Annotated in this window: 14 protein-coding genes and 1 riboswitch; of the genes, 5 read left to right on the plus strand and 9 right to left on the minus strand. The window is 62.5% G+C overall.

Annotated features, from left to right (window positions below):
* Positions 1-6 precede the first annotated feature (6 nt).
* Genes ACKUG4_RS22885 through ACKUG4_RS22895 form a run of 3 tightly spaced genes read right to left on the minus strand, consistent with a single transcriptional unit; the run spans position 7 to position 2693 of the window.
* Positions 7-795, minus strand: a complete 789-nt coding sequence (locus tag ACKUG4_RS22885) for an ABC transporter ATP-binding protein (protein ID WP_445434895.1) — start codon at positions 793-795, stop codon at positions 7-9.
* Positions 792-1607 (minus strand): ABC transporter permease, encoded by an 816-nt coding sequence (locus ACKUG4_RS22890; RefSeq protein WP_085611623.1) that lies wholly within the window; start codon positions 1605-1607, stop codon positions 792-794. Before ACKUG4_RS22890 ends, ACKUG4_RS22885 begins: the two co-directional genes overlap by 4 nt.
* 18 nt (positions 1608-1625) lie before the next feature.
* Positions 1626-2693, minus strand: a complete 1068-nt coding sequence (locus ACKUG4_RS22895; RefSeq protein ID WP_282474941.1) for a putative urea ABC transporter substrate-binding protein — start codon at positions 2691-2693, stop codon at positions 1626-1628.
* A 63-nt stretch (positions 2694-2756) separates the two neighbouring features.
* A riboswitch (guanidine-I (ykkC/yxkD leader) is annotated at positions 2757-2857 on the minus strand.
* A gap of 282 nt (positions 2858-3139) precedes the next feature.
* Here ACKUG4_RS22895 and ACKUG4_RS22900 point away from each other — a divergent pair.
* Together ACKUG4_RS22900 and ACKUG4_RS22905 are read left to right on the plus strand one after the other, a co-directional pair.
* A complete protein-coding gene (locus tag ACKUG4_RS22900; protein ID WP_064383076.1) occupies positions 3140-3403 on the plus strand; it encodes a hypothetical protein in 264 nt (87 codons plus the stop codon).
* 178 nt (positions 3404-3581) lie between these two features.
* Positions 3582-3983, plus strand: coding sequence for a hypothetical protein (locus tag ACKUG4_RS22905; protein WP_064594097.1), 402 nt, complete (start codon positions 3582-3584; stop codon positions 3981-3983).
* A 51-nt stretch (positions 3984-4034) separates the two neighbouring features.
* Here the strand turns inward: ACKUG4_RS22905 and dspII are convergent, their stop codons facing one another.
* A complete protein-coding gene (dspII, locus tag ACKUG4_RS22910; RefSeq protein WP_445434896.1) occupies positions 4035-5147 on the minus strand; it encodes an enoyl-CoA hydratase/isomerase DspII in 1113 nt (370 codons plus the stop codon).
* Between the two features lie 132 nt (positions 5148-5279).
* Here dspII and ung point away from each other — a divergent pair, with 132 nt between their 5' ends.
* Complete coding sequence (gene ung / locus ACKUG4_RS22915; protein ID WP_064384152.1) at positions 5280-5975, plus strand: uracil-DNA glycosylase; 696 nt, start codon at positions 5280-5282, stop codon at positions 5973-5975.
* A 3-nt stretch (positions 5976-5978) separates the two neighbouring features.
* On the opposite strand, the gene ACKUG4_RS22920 is transcribed toward ung, so the two are convergent.
* The 4 genes from ACKUG4_RS22920 to ACKUG4_RS22935 are packed head-to-tail and all read right to left on the minus strand — an operon-like array spanning position 5979 to position 10011.
* Positions 5979-7010, minus strand: a complete 1032-nt coding sequence (locus ACKUG4_RS22920; RefSeq protein WP_085648608.1) for an AbrB family protein — start codon at positions 7008-7010, stop codon at positions 5979-5981.
* Positions 7003-8517 carry a tripartite tricarboxylate transporter permease gene (locus tag ACKUG4_RS22925; RefSeq protein WP_039772694.1) on the minus strand — a complete coding sequence of 505 codons (1515 nt, stop codon included), beginning with the start codon at positions 8515-8517 and terminating at the stop codon, positions 7003-7005. Before ACKUG4_RS22925 ends, ACKUG4_RS22920 begins: the two co-directional genes overlap by 8 nt.
* A 1-nt stretch (position 8518) precedes the next feature.
* On the minus strand, positions 8519-8977 hold the full coding sequence (locus ACKUG4_RS22930) for a tripartite tricarboxylate transporter TctB family protein (protein ID WP_039772692.1): 459 nt from the start codon (positions 8975-8977) through the stop codon (positions 8519-8521).
* A gap of 56 nt (positions 8978-9033) precedes the next feature.
* A complete protein-coding gene (locus tag ACKUG4_RS22935; RefSeq protein ID WP_039772690.1) occupies positions 9034-10011 on the minus strand; it encodes a Bug family tripartite tricarboxylate transporter substrate binding protein in 978 nt (325 codons plus the stop codon).
* Between the two features lie 450 nt (positions 10012-10461).
* On the opposite strand from ACKUG4_RS22935, the gene tctD reads away from it, so the two are divergent.
* Together tctD and tctE are read left to right on the plus strand one after the other, a co-directional pair.
* The gene (tctD, locus tag ACKUG4_RS22940) at positions 10462-11133 is read left to right on the plus strand and encodes a two-component system response regulator TctD (protein ID WP_230735997.1); all 672 of its coding nucleotides are present in this window, start codon (positions 10462-10464) and stop codon (positions 11131-11133) included.
* Entirely contained in the window at positions 11126-12517 is a 1392-nt protein-coding gene (tctE, locus tag ACKUG4_RS22945; RefSeq protein WP_445434897.1) for a two-component system sensor histidine kinase TctE, read from the plus strand. The genes tctD and tctE overlap by 8 nt, the downstream gene beginning before the upstream one ends.
* On the opposite strand, the gene ACKUG4_RS22950 is transcribed toward tctE, so the two are convergent.
* On the minus strand, positions 12511-13332 hold the full coding sequence (locus tag ACKUG4_RS22950) for an HDOD domain-containing protein (protein WP_085611615.1): 822 nt from the start codon (positions 13330-13332) through the stop codon (positions 12511-12513). The genes tctE and ACKUG4_RS22950 overlap by 7 nt on opposite strands.
* Between the last annotated feature and the right edge of the window lie 19 nt (positions 13333-13351).

A 13351-nucleotide genomic window follows, 5' to 3' on the forward strand; every position in this document is an offset into this window, starting at 1 on the left:
GTCCTCTCAGGCAATACGAAGCGTGCCGGCCAACGCGGCGGGCAGGGCGTCGACGGCGGCGCGTTCGGCGCGGCGGTCGCTGTTCAAAGGGATGTCGTAGGTGATGCGGGCGCCATAGGCGCCGGGGGCGTGCGGGTCGAGGCGGACCTTGTCGAACACCAGCAGGCGAGTGCCGAGGCTGAAGCCTTCGGACAGGTCGTGGGTGACCATGAACACGGTCAGTTGCGTTTCGCGCCACAGCTCCAGCAGCAGCGCGTGCATGTCCTTGCGAATGCCCGGATCGAGCGCGCCGAACGGTTCGTCGAGCAGCAAAACCCGCGGTTTCATGATCAGCGCCTGGGCGATCGCCAGCCGCTGTTGCATGCCGCCCGAGAGCTGCGCGGGGTACTTGTCCAGCGCATGGCCGAGGCCGACTTTTTGCAGCAGCGCCGAAGCCTGTTCGCGGGCGTCTTTTTTCGCGCTGCCGAACAAGCGCCCGAGCAGTGGCGCCCGGGGCAGTTCGAGGCCGAGGGCGACGTTGTCCAGTACGCTCAGGTGCGGGAACACCGAGTAGCGCTGGAACACCACGCCACGGCTGGCATCCGGCTCTCGGGCCAGCGGCTGGCCGTCGAGCAGAATCTCGCCGCGACTGGCGGTTTCCTGCCCCAGCAGCAGGCGCAGGAAGGTCGACTTGCCGCAGCCCGAAGCACCGACCAGCGTGCAGAACTCGCCCTCGTTGACGTTGAGGTTCAAGCCTTCGAGCACCACTTGGTCGGCGTATTGCTGCCAGACGTTTTTCACCGTGATGAAGCTCATTTGGCGGCCCCCTCATACCAGGGGAATGCCCGACGGGTCAGGTATTTGAGGCCCCAATCCATCAGCCAGGCGAGCAGGGTGATCCAGACCACGTACGGCAGGATCACGTCCATCGCCAGGTAACGGCGCACGAGGAAAATCCGGTAGCCCAGACCGTCGGTGGAGGCGATGGCTTCGGCGGCGATCAGGAACAGCCACGCCGAACCGAGCATCAGCCGCAGCGAGATCAGCAGACGCGGCAACAGTTGCGGCAGCACCACACGCAGCATCAATGTCCAGGTCGAGGCGCCGAGGGTCTGCGCCTTGATCAGCAGTTCGACGGGGATGTCCCGGGCGCGCTGTTCCAGATCACGGGCGAGGGCCGGGGTGATACCGATCACGATCAGCATCACTTTCGACAGCTCGCCGAGGCCGAAGACGATAAACAGGATCGGCAGGATTGCCAGCGGCGGCACCATCGACAGCACCGTCAACATCGGCGACAACGGTGCGCCGAACAGCGGCAGGGTGCCGGCGGCCATGCCCAGGCATAACCCGGCCAGTGCCGCGATGCCGAGGCCGATGGCCAGGCGTCGCAGGCTCGACGCGGTGTCTTGCCAGAGCAGGTATTCACCGGTGCGGCTGTCGGCGTTGAAGGCCAGGCGTTTCACCGCGTCGGTCATCTGCACCGCGCTGGGCAGCAGTTTGTCGTTGGGATTGTCCGCCAGGCGCTCGGCCGAGCCCATGAAATAGGCGAACAGCACCAGGGCGAACGGCAGGATCACCAGCAACAGGCGACTCGGGCGATCCGGGTGGCGATTGATCAGGCGCATGGCCAAATCCTCCGTGTCTTACAGCTTGGCGTCAGCGGCCATCTGCACGTAGGTCGGATCGAAACGCAGCTTGAGGTTGCCGGTGTCGCCGCTGGTCACGCCGTTGGCGAATGCCATGCCGACCGCGCTGGTGTCTTTCGCGCCTTCACCGAGCAAACCGTGCTGGAACGAGAACTCGGCAACCCTGCGCATGGTTTCCGGCAGTTGCTTGCTGGTGGCGAACGCCAGGGCTTCTTTCGGTGTGGCGAAGAGTTTGGTGGTGTCCAGTTGCGCCTGGAATCCGGCCAGGTCGGTGCCCGAGGCTTTGGCCATGTGCTCCAGCGCGGCTTTGCTCGCCGCGTTTTTCGCGTTCATCAACTCGACCACTTCGAACCACGCGCCGGTCAGTGCCTTGCCCAGGGCCGGGTTGTCTTTGAGGGTGGCGCTGTTGACCACCATCATGTCCATGATTTCGCCGGGGATCTGGCTGGAGTTGAAGACTTCGGTCACCCCGGGTTTGGCCTTGATGTCCGAAAGCATCGGGTTCCAGGTGGTGACGGCGTTGACCTGTTCGGTGTTGAAGGCGGCGGAAATGTCGGCGTCGGAGGTGTTGACCACTTTCAGGTCTTTTTCGGTCAGATCGACCGAGTCCAGTGCGCGGGCCAGCAGGTAATGCGAGACCGACAGTTCGACCAGGTTGACGTCCATGCCCTTGAGGTCGGCGACTTTCTTGCCTTCGCCCTTGAGGACGATGCCGTCGTTGCCGTTGGAGAAATCGCTGACGATCAGCGCGGTGCTGTCGACGCCGCCAGCGGCCGGAATGGTGAGGGCATCCATGTTGGTCATGGTGCAGCCATCGAACTGACCGGCGGTGTATTGATTGATTGATTCGACGTAGTCGTTGAGCTGGACCACGTCGATCTTGATCCCGTATTTCTTCGCCCATTTATCGACGATGCCCTGGCTGCCGGCGTATTCCCATGGCATCCAGCCGGCGTAGATCGTCCAGCAGACGCTGAAGTGGTCTTTCTGCGCGGCGGGGGATTGAGTGCTGATGAGCGCGGCGAACGCGGCGGCGAGCAGGGCGGGCAAACGTAGTCGGGACATGGTGGCTTCTCCAGTTGATCGAGGGCGGACAGGAAGGCAACGCGGCACCGCGAACGGTGGCTTGTCTCCCGGGCTTTTGTCCCGCCGTGTAACCTCAACTGGAGGTCGCCAACTCTCGGACCAGCCACTCGCAGATGCGAGCCGGAACCCTAGTCAGCCATTGCAAATTGTGGTGCCGCGAACCGTGATGACTCCTGCACGGGTTTGCTAAAGCGAGAGGCGTGCCAAGTCGGGTCGGACGCTCTGTTACGGGCTTTCGTGACGTTGCGGCGGATGGCTAACGCCTGTGAGCGCTTTGTGTTGGTGCGCAGTTGCACCGTCATGCAGCGTCCGCTGCCGCTGATCCGATGCCCCTGAGGGTTGGGCACTCGGTAGCGGTCAGCCAGTCAAATCTGATGTCAGCCGGTCTGTGCCGACTGCTGTCACAGGTCTTTCAGGAGGCCGCCATGCGTATTTCAAAATTGCTGCGTCGGGTGCTGCTGGGAGCAGTGCTCGGTCTAGGGCTGTCCGGCTGTTACTACTACGCCGGCGGCTACGATGTTTACTCCACGCCCTATTACTATCCCGGCTATTACTCGCCCTATTACTACGGTGGTTATTACGGCCCGCGTTACTACGGTGGCGCCCGCTATTACTACGGCGGCCATGGCTATCGCGGCGGTTACGGACGGGGTTATCACGGCGGCGGATACCACGGTGGGCACCACTAATCAGCGGCTGAATGACGGCGTTTCTGCATGAACAAGGTTTCATCAATCACTTGTTTCAAGTTGTTGCAGAAACGCACCGGATGCCGAAATCGCTGTCAGATATTTCGTCAGTCGCCGAATGAAAGACTGACGCCTGCCAGCGTCGCTGGTGTGGCTACCCGCGGTCCAGGAGGCCGCCATGTATCGCCGAATTCTTCTGTTTACCGTGATGCTCTTTTCCCTTGGCGGATGCGTCCCTTATTCCTACGGAGATGGCTACTACAGCTCAGAGGTCTACACATCGCAGGCACCTTCGTATTACAGCGGTGGCACCTATTACACCGGCGGCAGCACGTATTATTCGGCGCCGCGCTACTACCAGCCAGCGCCACGCTATTACCAACCGGCTCCACGCTATTACTCGGCGCCTCGTTACTACCAACCGGCCCCGCGCTACTACGAGAACCGTCGCTGGCACGGTCATGATCGCGGACGCTGGGACGACCACCGTCGCGGTGGCTGGGATGACCGCCGGGGTCGTGGCAACTACGACCGTCACAGTGGACGCGGCGACTACAACCGACACGGCAACCGCTGGTAACCCCCCGCAAAAAAGCGGCGCATTGAGCGCCGCTTTTTTTGTGCCTGGATTTCAGTAACTGGAGAGATCCGCCAGCGGATGCCGCCCCTCCCACACCTTGTGAAAGTGCGCCTCGACCACCGCGTCCGGCACCCGGGCGATGTCCGGCCAGTGCCAGTGCGGTTTTTGATCCTTGTCGATCAGCCGCGCCCGGACCCCTTCGCTGAACTCCGGATGCCGGCAGCAATTGAGGCTCAGGGTGTATTCCATCTGAAAGACTTCGGCCAGCGACATGTGGCGGGCGCGGATGATCTGTTCCCAGACCAGATGCGCGGTCAGTGGCGAACCTTCGCTCATGGTTTTCGCGGCACGGGCAATCAACGGGTCGCTGCTGTCGCGATGCAGGCTGATGGCTTTCCAGGCGCAGACCACGTCGCTGACATCCAGCCATTCATCGATCTGCTGTCGACGCGGCAGCCATTGCGCCTCAGGCATCTGCGCCACGGCTTCCTGCTGTAACGCCTTGAGCAGGCTGTTGAGCTGCATCGCGGTCTGTTCCTGCCAATTCAGCTGCAACAAACCGTCGATCAGTTCCTGCAGCTGTTCGTCGAGCAGGAAACGGTCGGCCAGATCCAGATCGATCGCATCGCGACCGTTCATGTGCGCGCCGGTCAAGCCAAGGAACAAACCGAGCTTGCCCGGCAGCCGCGAGAGGAACCAACTGGCGCCGACATCCGGGTACAGGCCGATGCTGATTTCCGGCATCGCCAGACGACTGCTCGGCGTGACGATCCGGATGCTCGCGCCTTGCAAGAGGCCCATGCCACCGCCCAGCACATATCCGTGTCCCCAGCAGATCAACGGTTTCGGATAGGTGTGCAGGCTGTAGTCCAGGTGGTATTCAGCGTTGAAAAACTGGGCGGCCAGCGGCGGCACCTCACCGGGATGGGCCCGGCAGGCTTCCACCAGGCTGCGGACTTCGCCGCCGGCGCAGAACGCCTTGGCGCCGTTGCCGCGCAGCAGCACGCAGACGATTTGTGGATCCTTGGCCCAGGCGTTCAGTTTGTCGCTCAAGGCGTGGATCATCGGCAGGGACAGCGCATTGAGCGACTTTTCGGCATCCAGCGTTGCCACGCCGATGCGCGCGCCGTCGGTGCCGGTGAGTTCTTCGAAGTGCAGATTCATCGTGACCTCGATCGGGAATTTGAACGATCAGTATGATCGCTGTGTGGGAAAGTGCCGGATCTGCGTCAGATCAATTGACAAGCGTGGTCGGCTTTCCTAGGGTTCGCCCCATTGTTTTTGCCGGGTATGACCATGACTGCTGACGACCGTATCAAACTCGAACCGAGCTGGAAGGAGGCACTGCGTGCCGAATTCGACCAGCCCTACATGGCAGAGTTGCGCACTTTTCTGCAGCAGGAGCGGGCGGCCGGCAAGGAAATCTATCCGCCGGGCCCGATGATCTTCAACGCGTTGAACTCGACGCCGCTGGACAAGGTGAAAGTGGTCATTCTCGGCCAGGATCCGTACCACGGCCCGGGCCAGGCTCATGGCTTGTGCTTTTCGGTGCAACCGGGCGTGCCGGCGCCGCCATCGTTGGTCAACATCTATAAAGAGTTGAAGCGCGACCTGAACATCGACATCCCCAATCACGGCTATCTGCAGAGCTGGGCCGATCAGGGTGTGCTGATGCTCAACACCACCATGACCGTCGAGCGCGCCAACGCCAATGCGCACAAGGACAAGGGCTGGCAGTTCTTCACGGATCGGATCATTGAAGTGGTCAGCCAGAAACAACCGCATCTGGTGTTCATGCTCTGGGGCGCCCATGCGCAGAGCAAGCAGAAGCTGATCGATGCCACCAAACATCTGGTGCTGACCTCGGTGCACCCGTCGCCGCTGTCAGCCTATCGCGGCTTCCTCGGTTGCGGGCATTTCAGCCGCACCAATAAATTCCTGGAGCAGAATGGCGAAGCGCCGATCGAGTGGCGCTTGCCGTCGGTGGTCTGATGCTCAGGGCTGGCGGTTCCAGTATTTGAACAACGGTTCCGCCAGAAACAACACGAACAGCAGCCGCATCACCTGCATTGCCGTCACCAGCGGCACCGACAGTTGCAGGGTCTCTGCCGTCAGGCTCATCTCTGCAATGCCGCCGGGCATCATGCCCAACGTCAGCGAGCGCAGGTCCAGATGGGTCAGCGCACTCAATCCCAACGCCGCCAGTGTCGCGATCAACATGGTCAGCGCCGTGCCGATCAATGTGCGCCCCATGAACGACGGGGCGCGGCGGAAGAACTGGCGGTTGAAGTGACAACCCAGCCCACTGCCGATCAACCACTGGCCGATCTGGCTCCCGCCATTGGGCAGGCCGATGTGCAGGTCCCAGCCGATGCTCACCGCCGCGCTGACCAACAGCGGACCGAACAGCCAAGGGTTGGGTTGACGCAGACGTTGCCAGAGCCAGGCGAGCAGGCCGCCCGCCGGAAAAAGAATCGCCAGCCAGCGCCAATCGACGCTGCCGGCGTGTGAAATCGGGGTGCCGTCACCCAGCAGATACTTGAACGCCGCCGGAACACACAACACCACCACCAACACCCGCAGACTCTGCCCGGCCGCGACATGGCTGAGCAGCGCGCCGTTGCGGGCGCCGAGATTGACCATCTCCCCGGAGCCGCCGGGCATGCTGGAGAAAAATGCCGTGGCGCGATCCTCGCCGGTGCGGCGCATCAGCCACACGCCGACCACCGCCGAGAGGCTGGTGACCAGCGCGCCGAAGAAGATCAGGCCGAAGTGGCCGAGCACCTGCTCCATCACCAGCGGGGTGAAGTGCAGGCCGATGCCGATTCCGACGATCCACTGGCCGCACTTGCGGCCGCCAGGGATTTCGGTCAATTGCCACGGGGTCAGGCAGCGCACCAGGATGATCGCCAGCAACGAGCCGACCATCCACGGCAGCGGCCAGCCGATCTGGCTGGCGATGTAACCGCCAAGCAGACCGACCAGCGGGGTTCCCCACCAGGTTTTGAGGGAGAGCCGATCAGACATCGGCAACGGCGCGTTGCGCGGCCGAGCGTTTGCGCCAGATGCGCAGCAGCGGCATCAGCAACATGATGGCAGTCAACACCCAGACGCCGAAGGTGATCGGACTCGACCAGAGGATTTCCAGCGCACCGTTGGAAATCGACAGCGCCCGGCGCAGGTTCTGCTCCATCAGCCCGCCGAGGATGAACCCCAGCAGGACTGGCGACAGCGGGAAATCCAGTTTGCGCAGGATGTAGCCGAAGATGCCGATGCCGACCATCAGGAACAGGTCGAACGTGGTCGCGTGTACGGCGTACACACCGATCCCGGTGATGATCGCGATGACCGGCACCAGAGCCCAGTTCGGCACGGCGAGGATACGGGTGAAGATGCGGATCATCGGGATGTTCAGGATCACCAGCATGATGTTGGCGATGAACAGCGAAGCGATCAGGCCCCAGACGATGTCCGGCTGTTGCTGGAACAGCAGCGGGCCGGGGGTGATGTTGTACAGCGACAGGGCGCCGATCATCACCGCCGTGGTGCCCGAACCCGGAACGCCGAGGGTCAGCATCGGCACCAGCGCGCCGCAAGCGGAGGCACCGATGGCGGTTTCCGGTGCGGCGAGGCCGCGGGCGTCGCCCTGACCAAACTTGCCGCTGGCGCCGGCGATGCGTTTTTCGGTCATGTAGGCCACGGCGCTGGCCAGGGTCGCGCCGGCACCCGGCAACACGCCCATGATGAAACCGAGCAGGCCGCAACGGATGTTCACCACGAACACCGACGCTGCTTCCTTGAAGTTGAACATCATCCGCCCGGTGGCTTTCACCGCTTCCTGGCCGCGATGGGTTTTTTCCAGCAGCAGGAGGATTTCGCTGACCGAGAACAGGCCCAGTACCAGCACCACGAACTGAATGCCGTCAGTCAGGTGAATGTTGTCGCCGGTGAAACGGTAAACGCCGCTGTTGGCGTCGATGCCGACGCTGGACAGGAACAGGCCGATCAACGCCGCAATGAAAGTCTTCAGCGGTCGGTCACCGGCCATGCCGCCGAGACAGACAATCGCGAACACCATCAACACGAAGTATTCCGCCGGACCGAAGGCAATCGCCCATTTCGCGAGCAGCGGGGCGAACAGCACCATGCCGCAGGTGGCGATGAAGGCGCCGATGAACGAACTCCATGCCGACAACGACAATGCCACGCCGGCCAGGCCTTTGCGGGCCATCGGGTAACCGTCGAGGGTAGTCATCACGGTGGAGGCTTCGCCCGGAATGTTCAGCAGGATCGAGCTGATCCGGCCGCCGTATTCGCAGCCCAGATAGACCGCCGCCAGCAGGATCAGGGCAGATTCCGGCGGCAGTCCGAGGGCGAACGCGATCGGGATCAGCAACGCCACACCATTGATCGGGCCAAGGCCCGGCAACAACCCGACCACGGTGCCGATCAACGTGCCGGTCAGGGCCGTGACCAGGTTGTACGGACTCAGCGCGACGCCGAAGCCCTGACCCAAATAACCGAGAGTATCCATATCAGTTCTCCAGAACGTCGAGCAGGCCGAGGGGCAGCGGTACGTCCATCACGCGGTCGAACAACACATACAAACCAATCGCCATCAGCGTCGTGACAATGACGCTGGGCACCCAGCGCCCGCCATACAGGCGCGCCATCGGGATGCCGATCAGAATGCTGCTGAGGATGAAGCCCAGCGGTTCGAACAAACCGGCGAACACCAGCAGCAGGGCGACGCAGATTGCGATCTTGGTCAGGGTTTCGCGATCCAGCGGCGGTTCGTCCTCGCTGTGTTTGATCGGCGCCGGGCGGAACACCATGTACAGCAGCGCTAGGCCCATCAGGCCGAGCATCAGCAATGGAAACGCCCGAGGGCCCACCGGTTCGTAGGAAAAAGCCGCCTGATACGGCCACGCCATCAGCGCCAGGCCGGCGCAGGCCAGCAACAGCACTGAGGCAAAAATGCGTTGAATAAGCATGAGGGAACTCCTGCCATGGCCCCGGCGAGAGGGCCATGGACGCTAGACAGAGACGATCACTGAATCAGGCCGAACTCTTTGGCCAGCACCTTGTAGTCCGCCACTTGTTTCTTGACGTAGGTGTCCAGCTCGGGACCGGTCATGGCGAACGGGAAGAGCTCACGCTGATCGCGCAGCTTGGCGAAGTCGTCGGAGGCGAGGAGTTTGTCGAAGGAGTCTTTCCACCAGGCGTAGTCTTCATCGCTGACTTTTGGCCCGAGGTAGAAACCGCGCACCACTGGCCAGACGATGTCGTAGCCTTGCTCACGAGCGGTTGGGATGTCCTTCATTTCCGGCTCGTCCAGGCGTTTCTCGGCAAACACGGCCAGCAGGCGCATGTCGCCGCTCTGGATATGCGGCATGGAGTCGGAAATGTCGGTACTGCCGACCTGGATATGACCGCCGAGCAGGGCGGTGGCGATCTCGCCGCCCCCTTCGAGGGCGACGTAGCGCAGGTCGCGCGGGTTGATCCCGGCGGCTTTGGCGATCAGCGCAGTCTGCATCCAGTCCTGGCTGCCGACGGTACCGCCGGAGCCAATGACCACGGAACTCGGATCTTTCTTCAGCGCCTGCACGAGATCATCGAGGGTTTTGTAGGGCGAATCGCTTTTCACCGCGATGGCGCCGTAGCTGGTGCCGACCGCCGCCAGCCAGCGCACGTTGGTTTCATCGAACCGACCGAACTTGCCCTGGGCCAGGTTCAGCAGCGAACCGCTGGACCACGCCACCAGAGTGCCCGCATCGGCGGGACGCTGCGCCACAACGGCGTTGTACGCCACCGCGCCGACGCCGCCGGGCATGTAGGTCACGCGCATCGGTTTGGTCAGCAGTTTTTCATTGACCAGCGCGCTTTGCGCCAGTTTGCAGGTCAGGTCGAAACCGCCACCGGGGGAGGCGGGGGCAATGCATTCCGGACGTTTCGGTTCGGCCATCAGTTGGCCGGCGAACAGCACGCAGCCAGCGGCGAGGGCGAAACGGCGCAGGGATCGGTTCATGAGTGTCTCCACGGGAGTTGTTGTTTTTGGGGATGTTTCAGGTGCGGCGGTTTCGCGCGCGCAGGCTAACAGGCTCAGACCCGGACGGGTTGAACGCCGCGCAGCCGACGATGGCGCTGACAAGCGAAAACGGGGAAATTCGAGAGGAAGAATGGAACGGGTCAACCTGAAGCTGTGTGGACAGCATGGTGCAGTACCTCGTTATTGTTCTTATTGGCGAAAACGCATCGAGGCGTTTTTCGAGAGCTACGTTTTGAAGCTACGGTGTATGAACAGACAAAACGGCGAAGGTCGGCAGTCGGGACCCTCGGTGAAGCGACTCTAACGGCCCAACCTTTCGCTAACCTTTCAGTATTCTTTCGCGTGTTTTCGGGCTTCACAGTGGCGGTTGCGGCTGTAAACTCCGCCGCAAAGAATGGCGCCGGCCATCCCTGAATGAGGTAGAGATCCATGCGTGTCCTGCTCGTCGAAGACCATTTGCCGCTGGCCGAAAGCGTCGCCCAGGCGCTCAAGAGCACCGGTCTGACCGTGGACGTCTTGCACGATGGCGTGGCTGCCGACCTGGCCCTGGGCAGCGAGGAATACGCGGTGGCGATCCTTGATGTCGGCCTGCCACGCATGGACGGTTTTGAGGTGTTGGCGCGCCTGCGCGCCCGGGGCAAGAACCTGCCGGTGCTGATGCTGACCGCTCGCAGCGACGTCAAGGATCGGGTCCATGGGCTCAATCTTGGGGCTGACGATTATCTCGCCAAGCCGTTCGAACTCACTGAACTCGAAGCGCGGGTCAAAGCGCTGTTGCGCCGTAGCGTGCTCGGCGGCGAACGCCAGCAGCGTTGCGGTGTGCTGGCCTACGACCTCGACACTCGGCGCTTCACCCTCGACGATGAATTGCTGACGCTGACCTCTCGCGAACAGGCGGTGCTCGAGGCGCTGATTGCCCGTCCGGGGCGGGTGATGAGCAAGGAACAACTGGCTGCGCAGGTGTTCGGTCTCGACGAAGAGGCCAGCCCCGACGCCATCGAAATCTACGTGCACCGCCTGCGCAAGAAACTCGACGGCCATTCGGTGGCCATCGTGACCTTCCGCGGTCTGGGCTATCTGCTGGAAAGCCGCGATGCATAAGCCCAGCAGCCTGCGCTGGCGGTTGCTGTGGAACCTCGCGCTGCTGCTGGTGGTGTTGATGCTCGCCAGCGGATTGAGTGCGTACTGGAATGGTCGCGAAGCCGCCGACACCGCCTACGACCGCACGCTGCTGGCCTCGGCGCGGACCATCGCTGCCGGTCTGTCGCAGCGCGATGGCAGTCTCAGTGCCGACGTGCCATACGTGGCGCTCGATACCTTTGCTTACGACAGTGCCGGGCGCATCTATTACCAGGTCAACGACATCAACCAGAAGTTGATTTCCGGTTATGAAAACCTGCCGGGCCCGCCGCCGGGCACGCCGAGAACCGACAGCTATCCCGCCCTGGCGCGGTTTTACGACGCGAAATATCAGGGCCAGAACGTGCGTGTGGTCAGCCTGCTCAAAGCGGTCAGCGAGCCGAACATGAACGGCATGGCTGAAATCCGCGTTGCCGAAACCGATGAGGCGCGCGTCAGCATGGCCCGCAGTCTGGCGGCAGATACCTTGCTGCGGCTGGGGATGCTGGCGATTGGCGCGTTGTTGCTGGTGTGGTTTGCGGTGAGCGCTGCGTTGCGGCCGATCGAACGTCTGCGCACGGCAGTGGAAGAGCGCCAGCCTGACGACTTGCGTCCGTTGCCGCTGGTGGAAGTCCAGCATGAGTTGTCGCCGCTGGTGCGTGCGCTCAACCATTTCACCGAACGCCTGCGTGGCCAGTTCGAGCGGCAGGCGCAATTCATCGCCGATGCAGCCCATGAGCTGCGCACGCCACTGGCGGCGCTCAAGGCGCGACTTGAACTGGGCTTGCGCTCGAACGAGCCGCAGACCTGGCGCGAAACGCTGGAATCCTCGGCACAAAGCACGGATCGCCTGACCCATCTGGCCAATCAATTGCTGTCGCTGGCTCGAGTGGAAAACGGCGCCCGGGCGATTGCCGAGGGCGGTGCGCAGTTGCTCGATCTGAGTCAGTTGGCGCGAGAACTGGGCATGGCCATGGCTCCACTGGCCCATGCGCGGGGTGTCGCGCTGGCGCTGGAAGCGGACGAGCCGGTATGGCTGCGTGGCGAGCCGACATTGCTCAACGAGTTGCTGAGCAATCTGGTGGACAACGCGCTGGCCCACACGCCGCCGGGCGGCAACGTGATTCTGCGGGTTACGCCGCCGGCGGTGCTGGAGGTTGAAGACGATGGGCCGGGCATTCCGCTCGAAGAGCGGGATCGGGTGTTCGAACGTTTTTACCGGCGCAACCAGCAGGTGGCCGGTTCCGGGCTGGGGTTGGCGATTGTCGGGGAAATCTGCCGCGCGCATCTGGCGCAGATCAGTCTGCACGATGGTGAGCAGGCGGGTTTGAAGGTACGGGTGAGTTTTGTCGCCGGTGATCAGTAGAACATCGACCGCGATTCTTCCAGATCGGCGCACAGCGCCTTGTTTTCCGGATCGATACCAAGCTTGCGGAACGCCGGCACGCTGAACGGATCGATGCGGGCCAGCGGGTGGTCGGTGTCCTTGTGGCAATACAGGCTGGCCACTTGCACGATGTCGACGTAATCGATGTGCTGCGATTCGCGCTTGAGGTCCTGATACAGCCCCGGCAGCTCCACCAGACGCTCCGGAAACTCCCAGACCCGCAGCAATTTGTCGCCGAGCAACGGGTGAATGTGATCGATCACATGGTTGAGGCTGACCGGATCGGACAGCAATTCGTAGTGGTCTTCGGCATACGTCAGGATCGGCAGCACGCCGATCTGATGAACCAGTCCACCGAGCGCAGCCTGATCGGGCTTGAGCTGGGTGTAACGGCGGCACAGGGCGTAGCTGACGCCGGCGATCTCCAGGCTCTTGCGCCAGACTTCGCGCATCTTCTGTTCGACCACGTCGGAGCGGGCGTGGAAGATCTGCTCCATCACCAGACCGATCGCCAGGTTGCTGCTGTAGTTGACGCCGAGCCGGGTGATGGCGGTGTGCAGGTCGGTGACTTCCTGGGTGGCGCGCAGCAGCGGGCTGTTGACCACTTTGATCAGACGCGCCGACAGCGCCGTGTCACGGCCGATCACTTTGCTCAGGTCGCTGACGCTGATGTCCGGATCTTCCGCGGCCTTGCGAATCTGCAGGGCCACTTCCGGTAACGTTGGCAGAACCAGGTCATCGTTATCGATGGCCTCAACCAAATCCTGTTGGACCTTATCCGCCAGCTCACTCATGTCGTTTCTCTAGGGTGTT

It is taken from the genome of Candidatus Pseudomonas auctus (genome assembly GCF_048654275.1).
GTDB classification, from domain to species: Bacteria; Pseudomonadota; Gammaproteobacteria; order Pseudomonadales; family Pseudomonadaceae; genus Aquipseudomonas; species Aquipseudomonas pharyngis.